The 24,193-nt window shown below is 72.4% G+C and carries 27 protein-coding genes and 1 tRNA gene; 17 read left to right on the top strand and 11 right to left on the bottom strand.

Annotated elements, in window-relative coordinates; translation table 11 throughout:
• Nucleotides 1-101 precede the first annotated feature (101 nt).
• From ASF38_RS13465 to arfB, 4 genes are all read left to right on the top strand, one after another.
• Nucleotides 102-1,028, top strand: coding sequence for an inositol monophosphatase family protein (locus tag ASF38_RS13465; protein WP_082480763.1), 927 nt, complete (start codon nucleotides 102-104; stop codon nucleotides 1,026-1,028).
• A gap of 119 nt (nucleotides 1,029-1,147) precedes the next feature.
• Complete coding sequence (locus tag ASF38_RS13460) at nucleotides 1,148-1,579, top strand: CBS domain-containing protein (RefSeq protein WP_056553851.1); 432 nt, start codon at nucleotides 1,148-1,150, stop codon at nucleotides 1,577-1,579.
• A gap of 197 nt (nucleotides 1,580-1,776) precedes the next feature.
• Nucleotides 1,777-2,382, top strand: a complete 606-nt coding sequence (locus ASF38_RS13455) for a PadR family transcriptional regulator (RefSeq protein ID WP_056576641.1) — start codon at nucleotides 1,777-1,779, stop codon at nucleotides 2,380-2,382.
• Nucleotides 2,375-2,809, top strand: a complete 435-nt coding sequence (arfB, locus tag ASF38_RS13450) for an alternative ribosome rescue aminoacyl-tRNA hydrolase ArfB (RefSeq protein ID WP_056553844.1) — start codon at nucleotides 2,375-2,377, stop codon at nucleotides 2,807-2,809. Before ASF38_RS13455 ends, arfB begins: the two co-directional genes overlap by 8 nt.
• Before the next feature lie 26 nt (nucleotides 2,810-2,835).
• On the opposite strand, the gene ASF38_RS13445 is transcribed toward arfB, so the two are convergent.
• Both ASF38_RS13445 and ASF38_RS13440 read right to left on the bottom strand, forming a co-directional pair.
• The gene (locus ASF38_RS13445) at nucleotides 2,836-3,123 is read right to left on the bottom strand and encodes a hypothetical protein (protein ID WP_055966789.1); all 288 of its coding nucleotides are present in this window, start codon (nucleotides 3,121-3,123) and stop codon (nucleotides 2,836-2,838) included.
• A 115-nt stretch (nucleotides 3,124-3,238) separates the two neighbouring features.
• Nucleotides 3,239-4,477: a Fic family protein gene (locus tag ASF38_RS13440; protein ID WP_235492929.1), complete on the bottom strand. Its 1,239-nt coding sequence runs from the start codon at nucleotides 4,475-4,477 to the stop codon at nucleotides 3,239-3,241.
• A gap of 158 nt (nucleotides 4,478-4,635) precedes the next feature.
• Between ASF38_RS13440 and ASF38_RS13435 the strand changes: the two genes are divergently transcribed.
• On the top strand, nucleotides 4,636-4,935 hold the full coding sequence (locus ASF38_RS13435; RefSeq protein ID WP_055966787.1) for a hypothetical protein: 300 nt from the start codon (nucleotides 4,636-4,638) through the stop codon (nucleotides 4,933-4,935).
• A 45-nt stretch (nucleotides 4,936-4,980) separates the two neighbouring features.
• A complete protein-coding gene (locus ASF38_RS13430) occupies nucleotides 4,981-5,475 on the top strand; it encodes a DoxX family protein (protein WP_056553841.1) in 495 nt (164 codons plus the stop codon).
• Nucleotides 5,476-5,513: 38 nt separating this feature from the next.
• On the opposite strand, the gene ASF38_RS13425 is transcribed toward ASF38_RS13430, so the two are convergent.
• On the bottom strand, nucleotides 5,514-6,518 hold the full coding sequence (locus ASF38_RS13425) for a nitronate monooxygenase family protein (protein WP_056576638.1): 1,005 nt from the start codon (nucleotides 6,516-6,518) through the stop codon (nucleotides 5,514-5,516).
• Nucleotides 6,519-6,680: 162 nt separating this feature from the next.
• Between ASF38_RS13425 and ASF38_RS13420 the strand changes: the two genes are divergently transcribed.
• Nucleotides 6,681-7,076: a nuclear transport factor 2 family protein gene (locus ASF38_RS13420; protein WP_056553838.1), complete on the top strand. Its 396-nt coding sequence runs from the start codon at nucleotides 6,681-6,683 to the stop codon at nucleotides 7,074-7,076.
• Here ASF38_RS13420 and ASF38_RS13415 read toward each other — a convergent pair.
• Nucleotides 7,073-9,307 (bottom strand): MMPL family transporter, encoded by a 2,235-nt coding sequence (locus ASF38_RS13415; protein ID WP_056576635.1) that lies wholly within the window; start codon nucleotides 9,305-9,307, stop codon nucleotides 7,073-7,075. The genes ASF38_RS13420 and ASF38_RS13415 overlap by 4 nt on opposite strands.
• Before the next feature lie 91 nt (nucleotides 9,308-9,398).
• On the opposite strand from ASF38_RS13415, the gene ASF38_RS13410 reads away from it, so the two are divergent.
• The 4 genes from ASF38_RS13410 to ASF38_RS13395 are packed head-to-tail and all read left to right on the top strand — an operon-like array spanning nucleotide 9,399 to nucleotide 12,799.
• Nucleotides 9,399-9,989: a TetR/AcrR family transcriptional regulator gene (locus tag ASF38_RS13410; protein ID WP_055966776.1), complete on the top strand. Its 591-nt coding sequence runs from the start codon at nucleotides 9,399-9,401 to the stop codon at nucleotides 9,987-9,989.
• 21 nt (nucleotides 9,990-10,010) lie between these two features.
• Nucleotides 10,011-10,958, top strand: a complete 948-nt coding sequence (locus ASF38_RS13405; protein WP_056576632.1) for a hypothetical protein — start codon at nucleotides 10,011-10,013, stop codon at nucleotides 10,956-10,958.
• Nucleotides 10,955-11,239 carry a DUF2470 domain-containing protein gene (locus ASF38_RS13400; protein ID WP_056553826.1) on the top strand — a complete coding sequence of 95 codons (285 nt, stop codon included), beginning with the start codon at nucleotides 10,955-10,957 and terminating at the stop codon, nucleotides 11,237-11,239. The genes ASF38_RS13405 and ASF38_RS13400 overlap by 4 nt, the downstream gene beginning before the upstream one ends.
• A gap of 24 nt (nucleotides 11,240-11,263) precedes the next feature.
• Nucleotides 11,264-12,799 carry an acyl-CoA carboxylase subunit beta gene (locus ASF38_RS13395; RefSeq protein WP_200914531.1) on the top strand — a complete coding sequence of 512 codons (1,536 nt, stop codon included), beginning with the start codon at nucleotides 11,264-11,266 and terminating at the stop codon, nucleotides 12,797-12,799.
• Between the two features lie 94 nt (nucleotides 12,800-12,893).
• On the opposite strand, the gene ASF38_RS13390 is transcribed toward ASF38_RS13395, so the two are convergent.
• The 4 genes from ASF38_RS13390 to ASF38_RS17630 form a co-directional block, all read right to left on the bottom strand.
• Nucleotides 12,894-14,156: an RtcB family protein gene (locus tag ASF38_RS13390; protein ID WP_082480761.1), complete on the bottom strand. Its 1,263-nt coding sequence runs from the start codon at nucleotides 14,154-14,156 to the stop codon at nucleotides 12,894-12,896.
• Nucleotides 14,157-14,212: 56 nt separating this feature from the next.
• Nucleotides 14,213-14,289 (bottom strand) — tRNA-Arg (locus ASF38_RS13385).
• 38 nt (nucleotides 14,290-14,327) lie between these two features.
• Nucleotides 14,328-14,687, bottom strand: coding sequence for a WhiB family transcriptional regulator (locus ASF38_RS13380; RefSeq protein ID WP_055966767.1), 360 nt, complete (start codon nucleotides 14,685-14,687; stop codon nucleotides 14,328-14,330).
• A gap of 161 nt (nucleotides 14,688-14,848) precedes the next feature.
• Complete coding sequence (locus tag ASF38_RS17630; RefSeq protein ID WP_156364742.1) at nucleotides 14,849-14,989, bottom strand: hypothetical protein; 141 nt, start codon at nucleotides 14,987-14,989, stop codon at nucleotides 14,849-14,851.
• 166 nt (nucleotides 14,990-15,155) lie between these two features.
• On the opposite strand from ASF38_RS17630, the gene ASF38_RS13375 reads away from it, so the two are divergent.
• From ASF38_RS13375 to ASF38_RS13360, 4 genes are read left to right on the top strand one after another with little or no spacing between them, the layout of a single operon-like run.
• Nucleotides 15,156-15,923, top strand: coding sequence for a histidine phosphatase family protein (locus ASF38_RS13375; RefSeq protein ID WP_055966762.1), 768 nt, complete (start codon nucleotides 15,156-15,158; stop codon nucleotides 15,921-15,923).
• Between the two features lie 49 nt (nucleotides 15,924-15,972).
• The gene (locus ASF38_RS13370; RefSeq protein WP_055966760.1) at nucleotides 15,973-16,533 is read left to right on the top strand and encodes a DUF3090 domain-containing protein; all 561 of its coding nucleotides are present in this window, start codon (nucleotides 15,973-15,975) and stop codon (nucleotides 16,531-16,533) included.
• Nucleotides 16,530-17,336 (top strand): SCO1664 family protein, encoded by an 807-nt coding sequence (locus tag ASF38_RS13365; protein ID WP_255353832.1) that lies wholly within the window; start codon nucleotides 16,530-16,532, stop codon nucleotides 17,334-17,336. Before ASF38_RS13370 ends, ASF38_RS13365 begins: the two co-directional genes overlap by 4 nt.
• 12 nt (nucleotides 17,337-17,348) lie before the next feature.
• Nucleotides 17,349-18,164: an SDR family NAD(P)-dependent oxidoreductase gene (locus tag ASF38_RS13360; protein ID WP_156366926.1), complete on the top strand. Its 816-nt coding sequence runs from the start codon at nucleotides 17,349-17,351 to the stop codon at nucleotides 18,162-18,164.
• 4 nt (nucleotides 18,165-18,168) lie between these two features.
• Here the strand turns inward: ASF38_RS13360 and ASF38_RS13355 are convergent, their stop codons facing one another.
• On the bottom strand, nucleotides 18,169-18,531 hold the full coding sequence (locus tag ASF38_RS13355) for a VOC family protein (protein WP_056553820.1): 363 nt from the start codon (nucleotides 18,529-18,531) through the stop codon (nucleotides 18,169-18,171).
• 130 nt (nucleotides 18,532-18,661) lie between these two features.
• Between ASF38_RS13355 and ASF38_RS13350 the strand changes: the two genes are divergently transcribed.
• On the top strand, nucleotides 18,662-19,348 hold the full coding sequence (locus ASF38_RS13350) for an SDR family oxidoreductase (protein ID WP_056553816.1): 687 nt from the start codon (nucleotides 18,662-18,664) through the stop codon (nucleotides 19,346-19,348).
• Nucleotides 19,349-19,370: 22 nt separating this feature from the next.
• Here ASF38_RS13350 and ASF38_RS13345 read toward each other — a convergent pair whose 3' ends face one another.
• Nucleotides 19,371-21,308 carry a primary-amine oxidase gene (locus ASF38_RS13345; protein ID WP_056576629.1) on the bottom strand — a complete coding sequence of 646 codons (1,938 nt, stop codon included), beginning with the start codon at nucleotides 21,306-21,308 and terminating at the stop codon, nucleotides 19,371-19,373.
• Nucleotides 21,309-21,521: 213 nt separating this feature from the next.
• Here ASF38_RS13345 and ASF38_RS13340 point away from each other — a divergent pair, with 213 nt between their 5' ends.
• A complete protein-coding gene (locus tag ASF38_RS13340) occupies nucleotides 21,522-23,489 on the top strand; it encodes a hypothetical protein (RefSeq protein WP_055966749.1) in 1,968 nt (655 codons plus the stop codon).
• Here the strand turns inward: ASF38_RS13340 and ASF38_RS13335 are convergent.
• Complete coding sequence (locus ASF38_RS13335) at nucleotides 23,447-24,145, bottom strand: TetR family transcriptional regulator (protein WP_082480760.1); 699 nt, start codon at nucleotides 24,143-24,145, stop codon at nucleotides 23,447-23,449. The two genes, ASF38_RS13340 and ASF38_RS13335, sit on opposite strands and share 43 nt — an antisense overlap.
• Between the last annotated feature and the right edge of the window lie 48 nt (nucleotides 24,146-24,193).

The following is a 24,193-nucleotide window of genomic DNA, read 5'->3' as shown; positions in this document are numbered from 1 at the left end:
GTGCCCCGCGTCCGCTCGACACCTCGCCGCGCGCAGGCACGACGTGCGGCAGCACCCCCTGCCTCCCCCACCCCGACGAACCACGCCGTTACCCTGCGACCATGACGCACTCCTGGAACGACGACGTGCGGCTGGCGCACGTGCTGGCCGACTCCGCCGACAACCTGTCGATGGACCGGTTCGGCGCGATCGACCTCGAGGTGTCGACGAAGCCGGACATGAGCTACGTGACCGAGTCCGACCAGGCGGTCGAGGAGACCATCCGTCGCATGCTGAAGTCCTCGCGCACCCGTGACGTGGTGCTCGGCGAGGAGCAGGGCGAGCAGCTGGGCTCGACCGGGTCCCAGGAGCGCCGGTGGATCATCGACCCGATCGACGGCACGTCCAACTTCGTGCGCGGGGTCCCGGTGTGGGCCACCCTCATCGCCCTGGAGGAGGACGGCGAGATCGTGGTGGGCCTCGTCTCGGCGCCGGCGCTCGGCCGACGCTGGTGGGCCTCGAAGGGGGCCGGCGCCTACACCGGCAAGTCGTTCATGCACGCCCGTGAGATCCGCTGCTCGCAGGTCTCCGACCTGTCGTCGGCGTCGCTGTCGTTCAGCTCGGCCCCCTCGTGGGAGGACATCGGCAAGGGCGAGGCGTTCTGGGCGCTCGCGCGCCGGTGCTGGCGGACCCGCGGATACGGCGACTTCTGGTCGCACATGCTGGTCGCCGAGGGAGCCGTCGACATCGCGGCCGAGCCCGAGCTGAAGCTGTGGGACATGGCCGCCCTCGACGTCATCGTGCGCGAGGCCGGTGGACGGTTCACGTCGCTGGACGGCTCCGACGGCCCGTGGGGCGCGAACGCGATCTCGACGAACGGCCGCCTGCACGACGCCGCCATGGCCTACCTCGGCCACTTCCCCGACGCCGAGGACACCGACCTCGACGGCGTCGAGGACGATGACGCCGAGGACGCCGGCGGCGGCACTGCCGGCACCGTGCGCCGCCTGGACTTCTCGCGTCCCTGGGGCTCGCCCGACGCACCCTGACCTCCGCGGCCGGTGGAGGTCCGGCGCCCTTCGGCGGCCCGGTCCCGGCGCACGCCGTCGAGGGTGGCGGCCTGCGGTGTGACCCGCGTTACACTGGCGTGGAGTCTCCAGGAGGCACCATGCGAGTCAGCGACGTCCTGTCCTCCAAGGGCAGCGCCACCGTCCACACGATCGCGCCCGAGGCCACGGTCTCGGACCTGCTCGAGGCGTTCGCGACGCACGACGTCGGCGCCCTGGTGGTGAGCGAGGACGGCTCCACGATGGTCGGGATCGTCTCCGAGCGCGACGTGGTGCGCAAGCTGCGCCACGTGCCCGACGCGCGGTCGGCGACCGTGGCCTCGATCATGACCACCGAGGTGCTCGTGTGCTCGCCCGAGGACTCGTTCGGCTCCCTCATGGCCACCATGACCGAGCACCGCGTGCGCCACGTGCCGGTGGTGGTCGACGACCGGCTGGCGGGCGTCCTGAGCATCGGCGACGCCGTGAAGCACCGGATGGAGCAGTTGGAGTTCGAGCGCGACCAGCTGAGCTCCTACGTCGCGGGCGGCTGACCGACCCCTGCCGTCACGCGGCCGCCGAGCCCCGAGCCCGGCTCCGTCGTCACGCCCCCGCCCTGACGGACCGTGCCCGGCCGGCGTCCGGCTGGACAGGTGTGGGTTGACGTCGATACGTTATCGATATATCGTTGACCTATCACCAACCGATCGGCCCGTGATCCGGCGTCGATCGAACGACCGAGGAGGCTCCCATGAGGAACCACGATCACCACCACAGCCCCGACCGCCGCCGTGAAGATCCGCGGGACCGGCGTCGGGGTCGCCGCGGCCCCGGACCCGACTGGAGCCTGGGCGGCCCGCCACCCTTCGGCGCCGACCCGTCCACGGACGGGCCCGGACGCCGGGGCCGACGCCAGCGAGGCGGCGACGTCCGCGCCGCCGTGCTGCTGCTCCTGGACGAGCAGCCACGCCACGGCTACGACCTCATCACCGAGATCGGCGCCAGGAGCGACGGGAGCTGGACACCCAGCCCCGGCTCCGTCTACCCGGTGCTCCAGCAGCTGGAGGACGAGGGTCTCATCGAGATCGAGAAGGTCGACGGTCGCAAGACCGCGAGCCTGACCGAGACCGGACGGGCCCACGTCGAGGAGCACCGCACTCGGCTCGGCACTCCCTGGGAGGTCCGAGGAGGACGCCCGCAGGCAGCGCGCGAGCTGCGCGAGTCGCTCGGCAGCTTCATGGCCGCGTGGCAGCAGGTCGTCCGCACGGGCGACGCCGCACAGCACCAGAGGACGATCGCGGTCGTCGACGACGCCCGCAAGGCGCTCTACCGCGTCCTCGCCGACGACGATGCCTGAGCACGCCCCGGGCCGTCACGACCGGTTCCGGGTACCCGACGACGAGCTGCGCTGGAGGTTCAGCCGTTCGTCGGGACCCGGTGGTCAGCACGTCAACACCAGCGACACCCGTGTCGAGGTCAGCTGGGACCTCGCCTCCAGCTCGGCGCTGTCGGCCACCCAACGCGCCCAGGCGCTCGAGCGGCTGCGCACGCGCCTCGTCGACGGCACGCTGACGATCGCCTCGTCGCAGTACCGCTCGCAGCACCGCAACCGCGAAGCCGCTCGCGTACGGCTGGAGCAGGTCGTGGCCGCCGCGATCGTCCCTCCACGCCCCCGCCGCGCCACGCGGCCGACCCGCGGCTCGCAGCAACGCCGCATCGACGCGAAGAAGCGCCGGGGCGACGTCAAGCGCGCACGCCGTCGCCCCGGGCCGAGCGACGGCTGAGGCGTCCCGCCCCGGCGGGGCGTCCGTCAGTCCGGCTTCTCGACGTCGGCCTCGTGCGTGGCACCCGCGCCCGGGGGCGTCTCGGTCTCGCCGTCCTCGTCGCCGCTGTCCGCCGACTCGTCCGCGTCGCCCTCCCGATCGGGATCGGCACCGTCGACACCCTTGACCCCCTCGGGCTGGTCGACCTCCGGCGGGGAGGGCACGTCGGGGGCCAGCGACCCCTCCGAGGGCTCCGGGACGTCGGGACCGGGCGGGTCGTTCGGCACTCCGGGGTCGTCGGCGTCGACCTCACGGCCTGGCTGGTGCTCGCTCATGCGTACCTCCGTCGTCGGGTCGTGCGTCCGGATGCGCCACGGACCCGGCCGTCGAGGCCGGGCGGCACCCGTCCGTCCATCCTGACCGCTCAGCGCGCCGCACGCGACCGGAGGCTCAGCGGTCGCGCAGACGGCTGACGGCCACGATCCGGTCGTTGAGGTCGGTGAGCTCGTCGAGGATGTCCCGAGCCGACCACACCCGGTCCGCACCGCGGCCCGAGACGCGGTCCGTCACCCCTCTGCTCGCAGGCACCAGGACGTCGGCGGCGCGCAGCACGTCCACGGCGGCGGCGCTCTCCTCGAGGTCGAGGTCGAGCCGCTCGGCCAGCTCGGTCACGGTGACGGTGGGGAACTCCGGCAGCGAGACGAGGACCCGGTGCACGGGCGAGCCGCGGCGCACCGGACCGAGCCGCTGGTCCCAGTCCTGGCGGATCTCGTGGAGCGCGGTCGCCGTGCGCCGGCTCTCGTGGGTCGCCACGATGACGGCACCGGTGAGCATCGCGATGATCGGGCGCGCCTGCCCCTCGCGGTAGTCGCCGAGCGCGTCGAAGTACTTCTCGCGATGGGCGACGAGCGCCGACGCGATCGGCACGGTGAGGTGCGTCGTGACGCGTCGGCGGCGCAGCACAGCGTGGATCAGGGTGCGACCGATGCGGCCGTTGCCGTCCACGAAAGGGTGGATCGACTCGAACTGGGCGTGCGCGACGGCGGCCTGCACGAGCACGGGGACGTCGTCGCGGTTGGCGAACGCGAACAGGTCCTCCAGAAGCTCCGGCACGAGTGCAGGGGGCGGAGGCACGTAGAGCGCGTTGCGCGGCGTGTAGTCGCTGCCGCCGATCCAGTTCTGCACCGTGCGGAAGCGACCGGCGTTGTGCTGCTGGTCGATGCTGCGCCGGAACAGGACGGCGTGGGCGTCCTGCATGGACCGCTGTCCCAGCACGCCGCTCACCTCGGCCTGCGTGATGATGCCGGTGAGGGCGTCGGTGGCAGCCGCCATCGACACGGCGGAGGCGCTGGAGCGCGCGCCGAGCACGGCCTTGCCGTAGTCGGCCAGGCTGGCCTCGATGTTCTCGATCTTGGAGGACGCGACCGACTCCGTGCGCAGCAGCAGCCGGTTGAGCGCCCTCAGGCGACGCCCGTGGCTGCCGTCGAGCTGGCGCAGGCCCGCCAGGGCGTTGGCCATCGACGAGGCGAGCGGCCGGTCCGCGTCGTAGTCCGCCCCAGCGATCCGCGGGGGCTCACGCACCTCGATCTCGCGCAGGAGGCGGTCCGCCCGTGGCCCACGCTCGACCTGCTGGCGCCACGGCACCACCACCCGTGCGTGCGGCTCCCAGTCCGGCTCGGCCTCGTCCACACCCCCAGTCTCCCAAGGCCGCCTCCCACCGGGGTCCATCGGGTCGATGACGCCGCACCACGCACAGGTCCTGAACTTGTTCATCTCGGCGTGCGACTGAACAAGTTCTGTCCTACTTTGGGAGTCCCTTCCCGATCAGACCCCAGGAGCACACGATCATGTCGAGCGCGGACGCCCTCACCGCCACCGTCACCTTCCACCTCGTCCGAGACGCCGCCGCCCTGCGCGCCGTCGTCGAGGCGATCGGCGCACTCGACCGACCGGGCCTGCGGGCGCTCGGCAGCACGACGGGGCACGGCCACGTCGTCGCGATCGAGTCCGACAACCTGGCCGATGCCATCCGTGGCCGCGGCATCGTCCGGCTCGTCGATCCCCGGTCCCGACGGCTCGACCACGCCCAGCCCGAGGTCCTGGACGGGCGCGGCGCCGCGCCCATCGCCGCCGGCCTCGCCGGCTGACCTCCCTACTCGCCGAGCGAGCCTCGCGGGCGGCATCATCGGGACATGGACCTCGACGTCGCCTCCGCCCTGCTCCGCGCCACCCTCGGCGCCGTCTTCGTCGCGCACGGCTGGAACCACGGCTTCGGACCCGGCGGGCTGGACGGCACCGCCGGCTGGTTCGACAGCATCGGCCTGCGTCCGCCGCGCGTGCAGGCCGCCGTGTCGAGCTACCTGGAGATCGCCGTCGGGCTCGCCCTGCTCGCCGGCCTGGCCACCCCCTTCGCGGCGGCCGCCGGCGTCGGGATCATGACGACGGCGTTCGTCACGGTGCACCGCCGGAACGGCTTCTTCATCATCAAGGAGGGGTACGAGTACGTGCTGCTCGTCGCCGTGGCGCTCACGGCGCTCGCCACGCTCGGGCCGGGCCGGTGGTCGGTCGACCACGCCGTCGGCACCGTGGCCGACGGCTGGCCGATCGGGCTGGCCGTCCTCGGCGTGGGGATCGCCGGCAGCGCCGCGATGCTCGCGGTGTGCTGGCGACCACCCGCCGCCGGCTGACGGGTGGTCTCGGGTGCCGGGTCGGACCCGGAGCCGTATCAGGCGGGCGTGAGGCTGAGCTCGCGCCGGCCGTCCCACACCGGGGCCGCCAGCGCCTCGTCGTACTCGGCCCGCAGCTGCTCCACGAGCGCGGACACCGCCTGGCGCCGACCGATGGCGCCGATGCCCTGGCCCGAGCCCCAGATGTCGCGCCAGGCCTTGGCCTTGGGCTGGCTGTCGTCGCCCCCGGTCCCGAAGTCCATCGCCGACGGGTCGGACTCCGGGAGCGCGTCGGGGTCGAGCCCCGCCGCGACGATGCTGCCGCGCAGGTAGTTGCCGTGGACTCCGGTGAAGAGGTTGCTGTAGACGATGTCGGCCGCCGAGGAGCCCACGATCATGTCCTTGTACTCCTGGGCCGCGTTCGCCTCGTCGGTGGACAGGAACGCACTGCCCACGTAGGCGAGGTCGGCGCCGGCGACCTGGGCCGCCAGGATCGAGCGTCCGTGGGCGATCGCGCCGGACAGCAGCACGGGTCCGTCGAACCACTGCCGGATCTCGCGGACGAGCGCGAAGGGCGACTGCGTCCCGGCGTGGCCACCGGCCCCCGCGGCCACGGCGATGAGGCCGTCCGCCCCCTTCTCGATCGCCTTGTGCGCGAAGCGGTCGTTGATGACGTCGTGCAGCACGATGCCGCCGTAGGAGTGGATCGCCTCGTTGACGTCCTCACGAGCGCCGAGCGAGGTGATGACGATCGGCACCTGGTGGTCCACGCACTGCTGCAGGTCGTGGTCGAGCCGGTCGTTCGACCGGTGCACGATCTGGTTCACGGCGAACGGCGCGACCGGCCGGTCGGGGTGCGCGGCCGCGAACGCGTCGTTCTGCTCGTTGATCTGGCTGAGCCAGTCGGTCAGCAGCGACGCCGGGCGCGCGTTGAGCGCGGGGAACGAGCCGATCACGCCGGAGGTGCACTGGGCGACCACCATCTCCGGGCCCGACACGATGAACATCGGGGAGGCCACGACAGGAAGGGCCAGGGGTCGGCGCAGGATCTCGGGCAGGGCCACGGCGGGTCTCCTCGTTTCGTCCGGAGCGAGCATCGATCGGGTGATCGTCTCGCGTACTATGCAACTCATTGCATAGTCTGGGCCACAGCCTAGCGTGGCTCCCGAGCCTCGTCATGCCGAGGTGAGGCAGACCACAGCGGCACCTCGACCACAGGAGGAACCATGACCGACCCCCGTCCCGCCCCGGTCCGGGCCTGGCACGACATCGTGCGCACCCAGGACCTCGACCGGCTCGACGACCTGCTCGCCGACCACGTGGTGTTCCGCTCCCCCGCCGTGCACACGCCCCAGGAGGGCAAGGCGCTCACCACCGCCTACCTGACCGCGGCACTCCTCGTCCTCGGCCCGGGCCTCACCTACCACCGCGAGCTCGTCGGCGAGGACTCCGCGATGCTCGAGTTCACCACCGTGGTCGGCGGCAAGCAGGTGCACGGCATCGACCTGATGCGTTGGGACGGCGAGGGGCGACTCGTCGAGTTCACCGTGATGGTGCGTCCCCTGCAGGGCCTCACCGCCCTGGTGGAGGCGATGGGCGAGGCCCTGCAGCGTCGTTCCTAGCGCTGGGGCGCCGACTCCCGCTCGGCACGCAGCCGAGCCGTGAGGCCCTCCCCCTCGATGTCGAGGTTCGGCAGGCTGCGGTCCAACCAGCGAGGGAGCCACCACATCCGCCGACCGACGATCGACATGAGGGCCGGCACCAGCAGCATCCGCACCAGGAACGCGTCCGCGAGCACCCCGATCGCGAGCGCGAAGCCGATGGTCTTGATGATCGGGTCCGACCCGCCGACGAAGCCGGCGAACACGCCGATCATGATCAGGGCCGCTGCCGTCACCACGCGAGCACTGTGCTGGAAGCCGACCACGACCGCCTCGCGCGCCTCGCGTCCGTGCACGTACTCCTCGCGCATCCGGGAGACGAGGAAGACCTCGTAGTCCATCGCCAGGCCGAACAGGATGCCCGTCAGCAGCAGCGGGAGGATGAAGACGACGGGCGCCTCGGTGTCCAGGCCGATGAGGCCCTGGAGCCAGCCCCACTGGAAGACCGCGACGGTCACGCCGAGCGAGATGCCGACCGATGCGAGGAAGCCCACCGTGGCCTTGAGCGGCACGAGCAGGGACCGGAACACGAGCACCAGCAGCAGGAACGCGAGACCGACCACCACCAGGAGGTAGGTGGGGAACGCATCGGCGAGGGTGTCGGCGATGTCGACGCCCGCGGCGGTCTGGCCCGTCACGTAGGCCTTCGCACCGGAGTCGCCCAGGTCGGTGAGCCTCTCGCGCAGGTCGGTCACCAGGTCCTTGGTGGCCTGGTCCGAGGGCCCGCTCTCGGGGACGACGGTGATCACGGCGAACTTGAGCTGCTTGAGCATGCCCTGGTACCGCGCCACGGCCTCCGGGTCGTCCGGGTCCGTCAGCGGAGGCACCACGGCGGCGACGTCCTTCTCCACCGAGCCGACGGCCGCGAGCGCCGTGTCGACCGCGGCGGTCGGGTCGGACGCCCACTGGGTGTCGACGACGACCGTGAGCGGCCCGTTCGCCCCGGCACCGAAGCTCTCGGAGATCCGGTCGTAGGCCTGGCGCGCCTCGGTGCTGCGCGGCTTCGTGCCGTCGTCGGGCAGGGCCAGCTGCATGGAGGCGACCGGCACCGAGAGCACGACGGCGGCGGCCAGGCCGAGCACGAGGGCCGGCCAGCGGAAGCGGGTCACGAGCTCGACCCAGCGGCGGCCGTTGGTGCGGACGCCGTCGCTCTCGGTGTCGCGCTGCTTCAGACCGGGGATCCGCCCCGAGGTGACCCGACGTCCCGCGAACGAGAGCAGGGCCGGGAGGAGGGTCAGGGCGATGAGCACCGCGAGGGCCACCGTGACGGCAGCCGCCAGACCCATCTGCGTGAGGAAGGAGATGCCGGTGATGGACAGACCGGTCAGCGCGATCACGACGGTGAGGCCGGCGAAGACCACCGCGGAGCCGGCGGTCCCGGTGGCGATCGCGGCCGCCTCCTCGTGGCTGCGACCGGCCTGCACCTCGTGCTTGAACCGCGACATGATGAACAGCGCGTAGTCGATCCCCACGGCCAGGCCGAGCATGCTGGCCAGCGCGGGGGTGACGGAGGACAGCTCGACGAAGCCGGACAGCGTCGTCACGCCCAGGAGTCCGATCCCGACGCCGACGACCGCGGTGAGCAGCGGCATGCCGGCGGCCACGAGCGAGCCGAAGGTGATGAGCAGGACGACGAACGCGATCACGATGCCGACCGCCTCGGCGAGGTGCCCGCCGCTGGTGGTCACGCCCGTCGCGTCGCCACCCACCACGGTGGAGTACCCGTCGCCCTCCAGCGCCTCGGCGGCCTTCTGCAGCGCACCGCGATCGGCGTCGGTGAGCTCACCGGCCTGGCGGTCGTAGGTCACCGTGGCGTACGCGGTACGACCGTCCTGGGAGACCGTTCCCGACGTGTAGGGCTCGGCCACCGCGGCCACGTGGTCGGTCTGGGCGACCTCGAGCGCGGAGGCGAACGCCTGCTTCGCGTCCGCGTCGGTCATCGATCCGCCCGAGGGAGCCTGCGCCACGATCCGCGCGATCGCGCCGTCGGTCGAGGCGTCGGGGCTGCGGTCCTTGATCAGGTCGAACGCACGACTGGACTCGGTGTTGGGCAGCTCGAAGGAGTTCGACGTCGGCCCCGAGAGGGTGAGGGCCCCCACGCCGCCGAGCGCGAGCAGCGTGACCCACACGCCGATCACCCGGAACCGTCGCCGGAAGCTCAACCGACCGAGCCGGTACAGGTGCCAGGCCATGAGCGCCCCTCTCTCGGGCGGGGCCCGAAACCTCGTACTGAAAGTTTCTTCCATCTTCGCACGAACACCCGGTTCGGGCTATTCTCCTGCCATGGGGCTGCGTGAGATGAATGCCACACGGACGCGAGAACTGCTCGCCGAGACCGCGATGGCCCTGTTCGTCGACCGCGGCTACGACGCCACGACCATGGAGGACGTCGCGCACGAGGCCGAGGTCGGCATCTCGACCGTGTACCGCTACTTCCCCTCGAAGGAGCAGCTCGCCACGGCGTTCCTCGGCGACCCCGGTCTCATGGCCGACGCGTTGGCCGCCCGTCCGGACGACGAGGACCCGGAGCTCTCGCTCGGCCACGCCCTCACGGCCTTCCTCGAGCACACTCGACGCGCCAACCGACACGCCGACCGGTTCCAGGAGCTCGTCGCCACCAACGCACGGGTCCGCGGTCGTGTCATGGAGTGGCTCGCGGAGTCCCAGGAGCGACTGTGCGAGGCGCTGGCCGCACGTCACGGGGTCGAACCCGACGACCTCGCCGTGGGCGCCACGGCCTGGCTCGCGATCTACGTGCTCCTCAAGACCGACGAGCAACCCGGGGACGGACGGACCGCGAGCGAGGTCGGACGCGACGTGATGCGGCGTCTGGCCGCAGGACCCCTTCGCGCACCGCTCGCCCCCGACGCCTGACCGGTTTGGCACGATCGATCCGTGACCACGCCCCAGACCGGTGGAGAGCCCAGCCTCCCCGAGGACGCCGCGCCCGGCCCGGCGCAGGACGCCGTCGCGCTGCTGCTCGATCAGTGCGCACGGACGTCGGCAGGACGACACACCGATCCCGCGCTCGTGGCCGCCGTCGTGGGCGTCGAGCGAGTGGCGGACCTCGTCGGGTCCCGCGACACGCAGACGCTGCGTGCCGCCGTGACGGACGGTCTGGCGGGGCCGCGGGACTCCGACCTCGGTGCGCTCCTGGTCCAGCTCCGACAGTCGATCGCCCTGGCACTCTCCAGGCCCGGCCCCGACTGGAAGGCGGACGCGACGATGCTCAATCCCGCCACGGGCGGCCATCACGTCGCCACCGACCTGGACGTGCTCCGCACCGCGACCCGGGCCGCGACGCTGTCGTACGGAGCAGCTCCCTACTACCGGGACCGCTACGGTCGCCGCGGCGCGCAGTTCTCGGTCTCGGACTCCGCCTGGATCGCCCACCTGGCCGATGCGCCGCGCGAGACGGCAGCGCACCAGGTGACCTGGCTCAGCACCATGCTGACCCACCGCGGCATGCCGACCTGGCTCATGGAGCGCCACCTCGCGACGATGGTCGACCAGCTCGGCGGGGCGGGGCTCGCGGTCGGCGCCCTCCCCCACGCGCTCACCGTGCTCGCGGCCCGTCGACGAGCCGCGGTGGACGACGACCTGCTGGAGCAGGCGGAGACCTGGGTCCGGGAGACCGTGGTCGCACCGCCGACGGCACCGACCGGGCGGCTGGTCGCGGCGGCCGTGGCCGACGTCCGGTCCGGCGTCGCCCCCAGCTCCGCTCCCCTGATGGACTGGCTGACCCACGAGGACCGCACGGACACGGCCGACGCCTCCGCCCTGCGCGTCGTCCACGACAGGGTCGCGGCTGCTGCCGGGACGAGAACAGGAGAACTCCCATGACCGCGTTCGGACCCGAGGTCGTGGCGGCGGTGCTCGAGCACATGAACGCCGACCACCGCGACGACAGCCTCACCATCGTGCAGGGCCACGCCGTCCGGCGCGCGACGTCGGCGACCATGACCGGGCTCGACGCCGACGGAGGCGACTGGAGCGCGGTGGTCGACGGCGTGCCCGTTCCGGTGAGGGTCCCCTGGACCGAGCGCGCGGTCGAGCGTGCGGACCTGCGACGCGAGATCGTGCGTCTGCACGACGCAGCACGCGAGCGGCTCGACGCTGGCTGAGCCGTGGTGGGGCAGGATCGGGCCGTGGACATCCGACCCGAGCTGCTGGAGCTGCTGGCCCGACGCGCCCTCACCGAGGACGCGGCACGCCCCGAGGCGGTGGAGCGGCTGCACGCGCGCGGCGGGCGCACGGCCCGCGAGAACGTGGCCGCCCTCGTCGACCCCGGCAGCTTCGTGGAGTACGGCCGCTTCGTCACGGCGGCGCAGAGCGACCGCCGCAGCGACGACGACCTGCTCGACCGCACCGTCGCCGACGGGATCGTCGGCGGTCTCGCCACGATCGACGGCCGAGCCTGCGCCGTGCTGTCCTACGACTACCTCGTGATGGCCGGCACCCAGGGGATGCGCGGCCACGCCAAGACGGACCGGCTCCTCGACGTCGTCGCCCGGCTCGGCCTGCCGACGGTCTTCTTCGCCTCGGGCGGCGGGGGCCGGCCGGGCGACACCGACATCCCCCTGGTCTCCGCGCTCGACGTGACCACCTTCGCCGCGTGGGCCAGGTTGTCGGGCCGGGTCCCCCGCGTCGCCGTGGTCGACGACAACTGCTTCGCCGGCAACGCCGTGGTGGCGGGCTGCGCCGACCTGGTGGTCGCCACGTCCCGCGCATCCCTGGGGATGGGCGGTCCGGCGATGATCTCCGGCGGTGGCCTCGGCGAGGTGGCCGCGGCCGACGTCGGCCCCCTCGACGTGATGACGGCGAACGGGGTGGTCGACGTCGTGGCCGACGACGACGAGGCGGCCGAGGTGGCTCGCGACCTCCTGGGCTACTTCCTGGGTCCCCGCGAGGACTGGTCCGCCGCAGACCAGACCCCGCTGCGGGACGCGGTGCCCGAGGGCGAGCGACGTGCCTACGACCTGGCGCCGATCCTCGAGACGATCTTCGACGACGACAGCGTCCTGCCGCTGCGGCCGGGCTTCGCCCCCGAGCTGTGCACGGCGCTGGCCCGCCTGGAGGGGCGCACGGTCGGCGTCCTGGCCAACGACACGCGGCACGTCGCCGGGGCCGTCACCGCCGACGCCGGCGACAAGGCGGCCCGCTTCCTCCAGCTGTGCGACGCGCACGGGTTCCCGGTCGTCTCGTTCGTCGACACCCCCGGGATGATGGTCGGCCCCGAGGCCGAGCGCACCGGTCTGGTGCGCCACACGTCGCGGCTCCTGGTGGCCGGGGCGTCGCTGCAGGTGCCGATGATCGGCGTGGTCCTGCGCCGGGCCTACGGCCTCGGCGCGCAGGCCATGCTCGGCGGAGGACTGCACGAGCCGCTCATGACCGTGGCCTGGCCCGGAGCCCACCTCGGCGCCATGGGGCTCGAGGGAGCCGTGCGGCTGTCGATGCGCAAGGAGCTCGAGGCCATCGAGGACGAGGCGGAGCGTGAGCGCACCGTGCGCGAGCTGACCGCGCTGGCGCAGGCCCACTCCGGAGCCCTGAACGTCGCACGGCACGCCGAGCTCGACGACGTGATCGACCCTGCCGAGACGCGGGGGTTGCTGGTGCGGCTGGTCGACGCGGCTGTGCGCGACGGACGGCTCGTCGGGTCCGGACGCACCGTCGACACCTGGTGACGGCGGTCGTCGCGGCGAGCTCGGGTCGAGACCCCGGGGCCGACCGGTCCGATGCCGGCCGGCCCCCTGCGCTCGCGTCCGCCGGCGGCGTGGCTCAGCCCTTCACGCACAGCAGCGTGGTGAGCCGCGCCTCGACCGACACGAGGTCGGTCTGCGCCGCGATGACGGACTCGAGGTCCTTGTAGGCCGCGGGGATCTCGTCGAGCACCCCCGCGTCCTTGCGACACTCCACCCCCGACGTCTGGCGGGCCAGGTCGTCGATGGTGAAGGTCTTGCGGGCCCGGGTGCGCGACATCGTGCGTCCCGCCCCGTGCGAGGCCGAGCAGTAGCTGCGCTCGTCGCCGAGCCCCCGCACGACGTACGACCCCGTCCCCATCGACCCGGGGATGAGCCCCAGGTCGCCGCGGCCTGCCCGGATCGCTCCCTTGCGGGTGACGACCAGGTCCACGTCGTCGTACCGCTCCTGCGCCACGTAGTTGTGGTGGCAGGAGATCTCGCGGTCGTACCCGACCTCGCGGCCGGCGCGACCGAACCAGGTCGAGACGACCTCGCGGACGAGCGCCATCATGACCGCGCGGTTGCGGGCCGCGTAGTCCTGCGCCCAGTACAGGTCGCGCAGGTACGCGTCCATCTGCGGGGTGCCGGCGAGGAACACCGCGAGGTCGCGGTCGGGCAGGTCCAGGTTGTGGTCCAGACCCTTCGCGGCCGCGATGTGGCGCTCCGCCAGCTCCTTGCCGATGTTGCGCGACCCGGAGTGCAGCATGAGCCAGACGCGCCCGGTGTCGTCGGACGTCACCTCGATGAAGTGGTTGCCACCGCCGAGCGTGCCCATCTGCTTCATGGCCTTGGCCTCGCGGTCCTGCACCGCGTCGTGGAGCCCGCGGAACCCCGCCCAGAAGCCGCGCCAGTCCCAGGCCGTCCCGCGCCCGTCCGTGCGTCCCCGGCCGAGGCCGAGGCGGTCGACGTCGGGGGCGACGTCGTGGGCGTGGAACCCGACCGGGACCGCGCGCTCCACCGCGTGGCGGAGCGACCGGAGGTCCTCGGGGAGGTCCTCGGTGGTCAGGTCGGTGCGGACGGCGGTCATGCCGCAGCCGATGTCGACGCCGACGGCCGCCGGCGACACCGCGTCACGCATCGCGACGACGGAGCCGACCGTGGCGCCCTTGCCGAGGTGCACGTCGGGCATGACGCGCAGACCGTGCACCCAGGGCAGCCGCGAGATCGTGCGGAGCTGCTCGAGCGCTGCGGGCTCGACGTCCTGCGGGTCGGCCCACATGAGGGTGTCGGCGACGGCGCCGGGGAGCGTCGTCGGGAATCCGGAGGCGTCGGCTCCGGGGGTGCTCGTCGTGGTGGTCATGGTGGTTCGCCTCCTTCGGCGGTGGTGGTGAGGTGCTGGTGTCCTGCTGGTGGTGCTGGTCTCCCCGGGACGACTCGAACGTCCGACGTCCCGGCTCGCGACCGGGCCCTCTCTCCAGCTGAGGTACGGGGAGGTGGCGGGCCGCGACCCGACGACGTGGTGCAGACGTCGTCAGGCCGCGGCCGTCTTCCTGGGCCTGCCCCTGGTGGGGACCGCGTCCAGGGGGGTCCCCTCGGCGAGGAGGACACCGCCCCACACGCCGCTCTCGGCGCGTGCGGTCCCGAGGCCCAGGCAGGTGTCCCTGAGCGCACACGGCGCGCAGACCGCCTGCGCCGCGGCGAGCCGGGCGTCGTCGGTCGGGAAGAAGAGGTCGGGGTCCTCGTCCTCGCACGCCCACCCCGTGACCCCGTGGCGGGGCGTCGGGTGCGCGAAGGCCGCGACCACGCCGTGCGTGGTCAGGACCGACGTCGCTGCGGACTCGGTGCGCAGCGACACGGTCCTGGCCCGTGTCCTGCGGTTCTGTGTCGTCATGTGCTGCCACCTCCTCGGTGGTCTCGGGTGTCGTTCAACTGTGGGAATGGGGATGGAAGGGGGATGGGGTGTGGGGACGGAGCGGTCCGGACATGCAGAAGGGCCGCCCCGGCGAGTCCGTGCGACTCGTGGAGCGGCCCTGTGCCGGGTGCGGGTGGCACCTAGGTCACGGGTCGCTCCTGGAGCAGCTCGTCGTTCTCGGGTCGCTGGATGGACGGCATGCCCTTCACCACGACGGCAGCACCGAGCACCCGGACGGCCGAGGGGCCGAACGAGCCGTGGCTGCTGCGGTACGTGGTCATGGAGGGTCCTGGTGCGAGGTGGTCGGTGCGACGCCCGGGTGAGCGTGCAGGACCACGGTAGAGGTCGGCGTGCACAGCCGCCAAGCGATTAACGCCCCCTACCGACGACACCGTCCGACGACCGGTCCGTCGGGCCGGGTCGCGCCCCCGCGCCTAGGCTCGAGGCATGGCCACCCTCGTCCTCGTCCGGCACGGTCGCACCACCGCCAACGCCTCGGGGGTGCTCGCCGGCCGCACGCCCGGCGTGCTCCTCGACGACACGGGCCGCGAGCAGGTGGCGCGCACCGGCGAGAGGCTCGCCGTCGTCCCGCTCGCGTCCGTCGTCTCCAGCCCCATGGAGCGGTGCCGTCAGACGAGTGCGGCGATCCTCGAGCGGCAGTCCGGCTTCCCCGCCGCGCCCGTCGAGGACGCCATCAGCGAGTGCGACTACGGCGACTGGCAGGGGCGACCGCTGAAGGAGCTGGCCAAGGAGCCGTTGTGGTCCACGGTCCAGTCCCACCCGTCCGCCGCCGTCTTTCCCGGCGGTGAGTCCCTCCCGGCCATGCAGGCGCGTGCGGTCGAGGCCGTGCGGCGGATCGACGCCGAGGTGGAGGCCGAGCACGGCGCGTCCGCGGTGTGGGCCGCCGTGAGCCACGGAGACCTCATCAAGGCACTGCTGGCCGACGCGCTCGGCATGCACCTGGACCTGTTCCAGCGCATCCAGGTGGACCCCGCCTCGATCTCGATCGTGCGCTACACCACGTCGCGGCCCTACGTGCTGGCGCAGAACACGCACGCCGGTGACCTGGGATGGCTCGTCCCGAAGAAGCAGGAGACGTCGACCGACGCGGTGCCCGGCGGGGGTGCCGGGCCCGGCAGCGGGCAGAGCGCGGCCGCCGCTCCCGAGGACCTCGACGACGGTCCCGCCGAGCTGGCCGGGCCCGGCCGGTCCTGACGTCGTGCCGCACCCAGCGACGTCTGGGGTCGGACCCTAGAGTGGTGGCATGGCCACCATCGTCCACGGATTCGACTGGCCCGACCGCTTCGTCGTCGGGACCGTCGGCACCCCCGGCTCCCGCACGTTCTTCCTCCAGGCCCGCTCCGGGGCCGACCTCGTCAGCGTGGCGGTCGAGAAGGAGCAGTCCGCTGCCCTCGCCGACCGCATCGACGAGGTGCTCGACGAGCTGATGGCCGAGGACGGCAACCCGTTCTCCGTCCCGACCGTGGCGCCCGACGGGCTGGCCGACCACGAGCCGCTCGACGAGCCGGTGGCGGAGCAGTTCCGTGCCGGTGCGATGGGGCTGGGCTGGGACCCGTCCACGGCCCAGATCGTGGTCGAGGCCTTCCCGGTGCTCGACGTCGAGGCCGAGGCCGACGAGGACGGCGTGGTCGAGATCGATCCGCCCGAGGCCCTCGTCGTGCGCATCCCCGTCGGCAGTGCGCGGGCGTTCGCCAAGCGCACCCGCGAGGTCGTGTCGGCCGGGCGGCCGCTGTGCCCCTTGTGCCAGACGCCGATGGACCCGTCCGCCGACCACGTCTGCGAGCTGCCCGACGAGTTCCGGTGAGCGACGCCACCTCCGTGGACGAGCCCTGGGCCGAGGAGTCCGACCTCCTCACCGGTGAGCTGGTGCTCACCGGCCGCGTGATGCCGGCGTCCAACGCCACCTTCGTGGGCACCATCGGAGACGTCGACGTCGTCTACAAGCCGGTCTCCGGCGAGCAGCCGCTGTGGGACTTCCCCGACGGCACGCTCGCGGAGCGCGAGGTCGCCGCCCACCTGGTCTCGGAGGTCACGGGATGGCAGGTCGTCCCGCTCACCTGGCTGCGCGACGGACCGCACGGCCCGGGCATGGTGCAGCTCTGGCAGACCGTGGACCCCGCGCAGGAGGCGGTCACGATCGTCCCGGCCGGCACGCTGCCCCCGGGCATGCTGCACGTGTTCGACGGGTACGACGGACGCGACAGGCGTGTCTCGCTCGTCCACGAGGACACCCCCGCCCTGCGGCGCATGGCCGTCCTCGACGTCGTGCTCAACAATGCCGACCGCAAGGGCGGGCACGTGCTGGAGATGGCCGACGGACACCGGCACGGGATCGACCACGGGCTCACCCTCCACGCCGACCACAAGCTCCGGACGGTCCTCTGGGGCTGGCTCGGGGAGCCGCTCGGCGAGCAGGAGCTCGACGGCGTCCGGCGCGTGCGCGCGTCGCTCGACGACGAGACCGACGGCCTCGGCGCGGTCCTGTACGACCTGCTGAAGGTGGCCGAGGTCGAGGCGCTCGCCGCACGCTGCGACCTCCTGCTGTCCGAGGGCACCCTGCCCGCCCCGTCGGGTCCCATGCCCGCCGTCCCCTGGCCCCCCTTCTAGGAGGTGGCTCCCGTGGAACCTCGCCCTGACACGCTGCTCGTGGGCTGCGGCCGGCTCGGCGCCGACGTCGGCCTGCGGCTCGCCGCCCTCGGCCACCGGGTGGCCGGCATCCGTCGCAACGCCGACCTGGTCCCGGCACCGATCGTCGGCGTCGCCGCCGACCTGGCGCAGGGGACGCCGGACCTCCCTCCGCTCGACCTCGCGCAGCTCGTGGTCGTCCTGACCGCCCGACCCCGCACCGAGGAGGCGTACCGCGCCACCTACGTCGATGGGATGCTGCGGGCGCTCGACGCCGTGGAGGCCCAGGGGGCGCTGCCGCGTCGCGCCGTGCTGGTGTCCTCCACCGGGGTGCACGCCGACGCCGACGAGGTCGTCACCGAGGACACCCCACCCGATCCGGGCGACGGACCCAGCAGGATGCTCCTCGAGGCCGAGCGGCGCTTCGCCGAGCGTCTGCCCACCGGCACGGTGCTGCGTCTCTCCGGGCTCTACGGGCCCGGGCGCGCCCGCATGGCCGACCAGGTGCTCGCCGGGGAGGTCGGCGACCTCCACCGGTGGACCAACCGCATCCACCGCCACGACGCCGCCACTGCCGTGGTGCACCTGCTCACCCGCGTCGACGACCCGGCGCCGGTGTACCTCGGCACCGACGACGAGCCCGCCCTGCGCGGCGACGTCGCCGCCCACCTCGCCGGTCTGCTCGGCGTGGACCCGCCCGCCGCGGTCGACCCGGCTAGGGGTCACGGCAAGCGCATCTCCAACGCGCGGTTGCGTGCCACGGGCTGGATCCCGCGGTACCCGACCTTCCGAGAGGGCTACACCGCCTGAGTCGTCAGGCTTGCTGGAGCTCGACGCGGTTGCCGAACGGGTCGAAGGAGTGGAACCGCTCGACACCCGGGATCTCGCCGTCCGAGCGCACGCACGCGTGACCTGCGGCCTCCAGCACGGCCTCGACCGCGTCGAGGTCGTCGACGAGGAAGGCCGGGTGCGCCTTGCGGGCCGGCGCGAACGGTTCCTCCACCCCCAGGTGCAGGACCGCCGAGCCCGACGTGAACCAGCACCCGCCCCGGGCGGCGAGCACGGGCGGCTTCGTCTCCTCCGTCATGCCGAGGAGCACGCCGTAGAACCCCCGGGCCGCGTCCTCGCCCCCGGTGGGGATCGCGACCTGCACGTGGTCGAGTCCGATGATCGTCATGCGCCCTCCCGATGGTCCACCGCTTCGCCGCCACCATCCTGCCCGACGGTCCGGCGGCGCTCGACCTGCCGTGCCACGTGACCCGTCCTAGCGTGGAGGGGTACCCATCCCCACGCTCGAGGAGCCTCACGTGACCACCATCGCCATCGTCGGAGCAGGACGCGGACTGGGAGCGGCGGTCGCCCGTCGCTTCGGCCGGGAGGGCCACGCCGTCGCGCTGCTGGCCCGCAACGCCGAACGCGTCGACGCGCTCGCCGCCGATCTCCGGGCCGAGGGCATCGACGCCCGCGGCTGGGTCACCGACGTCCGCGACCCCGACTCCCTCGCCCGCGCCCTGGAGCAGGCCAACGAGACGCAGGGCCCCATCGAGGTGCTGCAGTACAGCCCACTCCCCCAGAAGTCGTTCCTGCGGCCGCTGCTGGAGACCACCGTGGACGACGCGCGCGGCGCGATCGAGTTCTCCGTCTACGGCCCGCTGGCCGCGGTGCACTCGGTGCTGCAGAACATGCGGTTCGTCGGGAAGGGCACGGTGCTGTTCGTCAACGGCGGCACCGCCGTGCGTCCCGCGCCGAAGTTCGCCGGCACCTCGCTCTCGTTCGCCGCGCAGTCGGCGTACGCGCAGATGCTGCACGACACGCTCGCACCCGAGGACATCCACGTCGCCCAGCTGGTGATCCCCGGAGCGATCGAGGAGGGTCACCCGCAGAAGGACCCGGAGGTCCTCGCCGAGACCCTCTGGTCGATGCACACCCGCCGCGACGAGTTCCGCGTCTTCGCCACCGAGATGGACGACGAGGTCAAGGAGACCGCCACCTGATCCCGCCTCGACGAGCCGCCGACTAGTGGCAGTGCGAGCCCTGTGAGGACGCGTCGCCCTCGGTGTGGCAGGAGCTCGACGAGGCCGGCTCCACGTCGAGCGAGGGGTTGCGGTCGAAGAAGCCGACGGGCTTGAGCCAGAAGGAGACGATGTCGGCCGGCATCACGGGCCAGTCCTCGGGGCGCGTGATGTGGTGGATGCCGAAGACGTACCAGAGCACCACGTCGGTGTCGGTGGTCGAGCGGCCCTGCTGCACCCACTCGGGCAGCCCGTGGTCGTCCTTGCTCTGGTTGACGAACTCGCCCGCGGGCCAGCGCTCGTCGGCGTCGTGCGGGGTCACCCACACCGTGTGGCCGATCACCTGGGCCCGTTGGAACACCGGCGACTCCGGGTGGAAGAACGACGGGATCGCGCCGCCGGGCACCAGCTTGTAGGCGACCGGGGTGCCCAGGCCGTTGAGCGACCGCTCGTTGACGACCTTCCAGGCCCGCTGGCTCTCCCACCTGAAGTCGTCGTGACCCTCGACGTCGATCGGCGTGCTGACCTGCCGGATGCCGAGACCCAGCGGGTTCTCGGGTCCGATGGGGTCGATCACCGTCTCGCTGCGCTGCACCGTGTTGGTGCGGCCGTCGGGCTCGAGGTCGAGCCGCGCGACGAGGAAGTGCTGGTGGTACGGCGCGTACGTCCGCTCGTCGACCAGGGTGCCGTGCGGGTGGGCCTGACCCTCCTCCACGTGCGTGACGACCATGATGCCGGTGGCGCGCACCTCGCACTCGATGTTGCCGTCCTCGTAGAACCGCCAGTAGACGATGTACTCGTAGTTGGCGACGGTCACGTGGAACGAGACCACGAACCGGCGCTGGCGGCGGACCTCGGCGCCGGAGTCGTGGTCGACGTGCTTCCAGCCGATCGCACTGTCCTCCTCGTGCAGGCAGATCGCGTTCGTGATCGTGTACGGCTCGCCCGCGCTGTCGTGCATGACGGCGTCGAGGTAGCGGATCTCGCCCAGGCAGTCGCAGCCGAGCTCGAGCGACTGGGTCATGAAGCCCAGTCCCCACTCGCCGATGTCGAAGGCGGTGCGCCGGTAGTGGTCGACGCTCGGGTCGCGGTAGGGGACGACCATCTCGGCGAAGCTCAGCTGGTGGGCCACCTGGCGCGTGCGGCCGGCGTCGTCGTAGGTGACGGCGTTGATGGTCATGCCCTCGCGGTGGTTGAACCCGACCCGCATGGTCCAGTTCTGCCACCGCAGCTCGTGCCCGTCGACCTCGAAGCCGATGCCCTCGGGCTGGGTGATCTCGAGCGGCTTGCGCGGCGGCCGGTGGCCCTTCAGCCGGTCGGGCACGTGGCGAGGCACGTACTCGCCCATCACGTCGGGCCGCGACACGGTGTGCGTGTCCTCGATCGCCAGGAGCTCCATCGTGTTGATGTCGATCACGCAGTGCAGGCCGTTCACGGGACCGGCGTAGGGGTTGGCGCCCTCGGCGGCCCTCACCCAGGTGTCGGACCAGCCGATGCGCCGGTCCTTCCACTGCTCGGGCATCACGGCGTCGCCGTAGGTCCAGGTGTCCATGAAGACCAGCGAGAGGTCGGTGATGCCCCGCTTCGCCAGCGCCGCGATCACGTCGGGGTGGGCGCGCAGGGCGGCGTCGGCCTCCTCCCACTCGTCCACGGTGAAGTTGGCCTGCACACCCGGCACGTGCTCGAAGCTCAGCACGGCGTCGGCGGAGAGGTCGACCCGGCCGCGGAAGGTCCGGTTGGTGGCCTGCTCGAGGCAGAGCACCTCCACGACCCGGGCGGGGACGGTGCCGTCGGCGGCGTAGATGTCGAGGTCGGCCTTGGCCGGCTGGAGTCCTTCGATCGAGCAGTAGCGCCATCCCTCCCCCACGCCGTGCTCGGCGGAGAGCAGGGCCGTGGTCGCGCGGAACTCGTCGGACGTGAGGGGATCAAGCGGATGGGTCACCTGCTGATCATCTCCCTCTCGGGGGGCGCCTGACCAGGATCTCGTGGCGATGTCACCGGATCGTCACGGATCCCGTGCTCGCCGAGGGGGATGCGCGACGCCGCCGGCCGGGCCCCTGGGCCCTCGACACGACGCGGAGCCCGGGTGGATCCAGGACCGATGCGGGACCGCGGGCCCTCCGTGACGGGCCGGGACGGGACCTAGGTTCCAGGTGTGTCGATCTCGGGCCCTCGCCGCCATGTCCTGCCAGCCTTCCTCCAGCGGGCCACCGCACCTCCCCCGCGCGCACCGCGCGGGCAGGGGACCCTCGAGGTCGTCGGCGTCGTCGTGCTCGCCGCGGTGCTGGTGGGTGCGGGCGTCACCGCGGTGCACGCCAAGGCACCCCAGGTGACCACCACGGTCCGGTGCGCCATCGCGAAGGTCCTCGCGGCGGCCGGGGGCGGCGCGGCCTGCGCCGACGGCGAGCAGCCGGGCGGGGACGGTGAGCAGCCGGGCGAGGGCGGCGACCAGCCGGGTGGTGACGACCCGGTCGATCCCGACACCCCGATCCTCAACCCGGAGGACCCCTCCGACCCGCGCTGCAAGGACGCGCAGCCGTCGAGCGGACCCATCGACGGCGAGCACCCCACGCTCGTGCAGGTCGGCTGCCGCAACCTCTACGTGCCCGAGGACTGCCAGACCGAGTGGGACGCCTACCGCACGGCGACGGAGGGCGCGGCACGCGCCAAGACCGCCGGAGCACTCGGCACCTGCGTGGGAGACACGTACGACCGGATCGAGCCGCCGTGCGTGACGTCCTCCAACAGCGAGGTCGACCGCTCCGAGGTCCGCATCCTGTTCGTGAAGTTCGGCAGCTCGGACGGCATGCTCGTCGAGGACCTCGGCGACGGAAGGGTCCGGGTGCACCTGCTGGAGGGCACCGAGGTCGGCGGCGAGGTCTCCGGCAGCGGCAAGGGCATCGACTTCAGCGTCGGCGGTGTCACCGGGTACGAGAAGGGACAGACCTACGAGTTCCACGACATGGAGAAGGCCCAGGAGTGGCTCGACTGGTACCAGCAGTACCGGACCATCGACGCGAACGTCCAGGGCCTGATGCAGACCAGCACCATCTGTCCCCGACCCGGGCAGTGCCCACCGAACCCGTACCACGTGCAGCAGGCGCAGAAGCTCATGGAGCGCAAGAAGGAGCTGCAGGAGACCGAGCCGGAGCACCACGACCTCGCGACGTCGTCGGTGCGGTCATCCAAGGTGAAGGTCTCCGGCGGCGTCAGCTTCCCCATCTCCACGTCCAAGGGCAAGGGCTCGGGAGGCATCACGCCCGGCATCTCCGGTGACTACACCGGCGAGGTCCAGGTCGAGCAGCGCGACTGGGCCGACGGCAGCTTCACGGCGTCGTACAAGTCCACCGACCTCGGCGGCTTCCTCATCGGCGTGAAGGCGGGCGGCAAGGCGACGAAGGACAAGAAGGGCGGCAAGGACGGCGAGCAGGAGGACCGCGGCGGGGCGAAGGGCGGCGACGCCCTCGGGGCCGAGTGGGCGGGCAGCTCCTCGACGTCGGTCACCTGGGGGCCGGACGGCAAGCTCGGCAAGCTCATCGTCACCCTCGACGACCAGGCCCTCGACAGCATCAACCGCGCCGGCATCGACCTGTCCGTCGCCCTGCCCTACGGGTTCGGGCTCAGCGGCGCCTACGAGACGAAGAGCAAGGAGGGCAAGGCCACCGTCACCGAGATGATCCTCGACTTCGACCAGCACCCGGAGCTGCGTGACGAGCTGGGCCCCCGGATCGACGAGATGTTCCCCCGCGACAAGGACGGGAACCTCAAGAAGGGCGACGTCGACGTCGAGTTCGACGACGAGGTCGAGCAGACCGACGGCGGCGACCCCGTGCAGGACGTGCTCGACGAGAAGGCGAACGTGCGAGACCTGGAGTACGACGTGGCCGAGACCGAGGAGACCGGCTCCGTCGGGGTGGACTTCGTGGGCATCGACCTGTTCAAGGCCTCGTGGAGCCACGTCGAGTCCCAGAAGGACCTCACGGGGTCGTCGTTCGAGATCACCGACGTCACGGGCACGCGGCAGACGGTCAGCCCGGCCCCCAAGTGCAAGGCGCTGCCGTTCACCCAGCCCGACGACTACTACACCGGCGAGTTCTCCGACCCGCCCGTCGCCCGGATCTGAGCGCTTCCGCCCCGGTCCTCGGGGCGGGAACGCCAGTGGATGGCGCCGATCGACAGCATCCGCAGCTGCGTGGTCGTCATCCGGGCGACCTCGCGGTCGAAGGCGGCGGTCCGTGGACCCTGCAGGAGCCGTTCGGCCGCCGCGACCATCGCCGTGACGATGAGGTCCGCCGAGGTGCGCAGGTCGTCGTTCGACCAGTGCACGGCGCCGGGCAACCTGGCGAAGTCGGTGGCGATCTCGGCCTCGAACAGGTCGAGCTCGTGCCGGATGGCGGCGCGCACCCCGGGCACGCCCCCCACTCGTTCACGGCTGATGAAGCCGAAGTGCGCCGGGTCGGACCGGACACGCTCGACGAGAACGTCGACGGACTGGCCGATCACGCCCCCGACCGACGGCGCCGCGCTGCGCACGTCGCGGATCATGCGCCGCAACGACGAGAACGACTCGTCGACGAGGGCCAGGCCGAGGTCCTCGGCCGAGACGAAGTGCCGGTAGAACGCCGTGGGGGCGATGCCCACCTCGCGGGCCACGTGCCGCAACGACAGGGCCGAGAGAGAGCTCTGCTCGGTGAGCACGAGGGCCGCGTCGAGGATGGCGCGACGGGTGCGCTCCTTGCGCTCGGTGCGCGTGGGCAGGGCGTCGGGCTGGTCCTCCATGCGGCCGAGCGTACCTGTGTCGGTGGACACGTGACCACCGTTGCCCCC

Source organism: Aeromicrobium sp. Leaf272 (assembly GCF_001422865.1).
GTDB lineage: Bacteria > Actinomycetota > Actinomycetes > Propionibacteriales > Nocardioidaceae > Aeromicrobium.
This window is presented reverse-complemented; position numbering and strand designations above follow the sequence as displayed.

Bases quoted from the DNA above. Each gene is read 5' to 3' on its own strand.
- ASF38_RS13455 (WP_056576641.1), top strand. From the start codon at position 1,777: ATGAGGAACCACGATCACCACCACAGCCCCGACCGCCGCCGTGAAGAT.
- ASF38_RS13390 (WP_082480761.1), bottom strand. From the start codon at position 14,156: ATGACCACCACGACGAGCACCCCCGGAGCCGACGCCTCCGGATTCCCG.
- arfB (WP_056553844.1), top strand. From the start codon at position 2,375: ATGCCTGAGCACGCCCCGGGCCGTCACGACCGGTTCCGGGTACCCGAC.
- ASF38_RS13355 (WP_056553820.1), bottom strand. From the start codon at position 18,531: ATGACGATCATCGGACTCGACCACGTGCAGGTCGCGATCCCCACCGGG.
- ASF38_RS13460 (WP_056553851.1), top strand. From the start codon at position 1,148: ATGCGAGTCAGCGACGTCCTGTCCTCCAAGGGCAGCGCCACCGTCCAC.
- ASF38_RS13420 (WP_056553838.1), top strand. From the start codon at position 6,681: ATGACCGACCCCCGTCCCGCCCCGGTCCGGGCCTGGCACGACATCGTG.
- ASF38_RS17630 (WP_156364742.1), bottom strand. From the start codon at position 14,989: ATGACCACGTACCGCAGCAGCCACGGCTCGTTCGGCCCCTCGGCCGTC.
- ASF38_RS13415 (WP_056576635.1), bottom strand. From the start codon at position 9,307: ATGGCCTGGCACCTGTACCGGCTCGGTCGGTTGAGCTTCCGGCGACGG.
- ASF38_RS13375 (WP_055966762.1), top strand. From the start codon at position 15,156: ATGGCCACCCTCGTCCTCGTCCGGCACGGTCGCACCACCGCCAACGCC.
- ASF38_RS13380 (WP_055966767.1), bottom strand. From the start codon at position 14,687: ATGACGACACAGAACCGCAGGACACGGGCCAGGACCGTGTCGCTGCGC.
- ASF38_RS13370 (WP_055966760.1), top strand. From the start codon at position 15,973: ATGGCCACCATCGTCCACGGATTCGACTGGCCCGACCGCTTCGTCGTC.
- ASF38_RS13400 (WP_056553826.1), top strand. From the start codon at position 10,955: ATGACCGCGTTCGGACCCGAGGTCGTGGCGGCGGTGCTCGAGCACATG.
- ASF38_RS13445 (WP_055966789.1), bottom strand. From the start codon at position 3,123: ATGAGCGAGCACCAGCCAGGCCGTGAGGTCGACGCCGACGACCCCGGA.
- ASF38_RS13335 (WP_082480760.1), bottom strand. From the start codon at position 24,145: ATGGAGGACCAGCCCGACGCCCTGCCCACGCGCACCGAGCGCAAGGAG.
- ASF38_RS13465 (WP_082480763.1), top strand. From the start codon at position 102: ATGACGCACTCCTGGAACGACGACGTGCGGCTGGCGCACGTGCTGGCC.
- ASF38_RS13430 (WP_056553841.1), top strand. From the start codon at position 4,981: ATGGACCTCGACGTCGCCTCCGCCCTGCTCCGCGCCACCCTCGGCGCC.
- ASF38_RS13435 (WP_055966787.1), top strand. From the start codon at position 4,636: ATGTCGAGCGCGGACGCCCTCACCGCCACCGTCACCTTCCACCTCGTC.
- ASF38_RS13410 (WP_055966776.1), top strand. From the start codon at position 9,399: ATGGGGCTGCGTGAGATGAATGCCACACGGACGCGAGAACTGCTCGCC.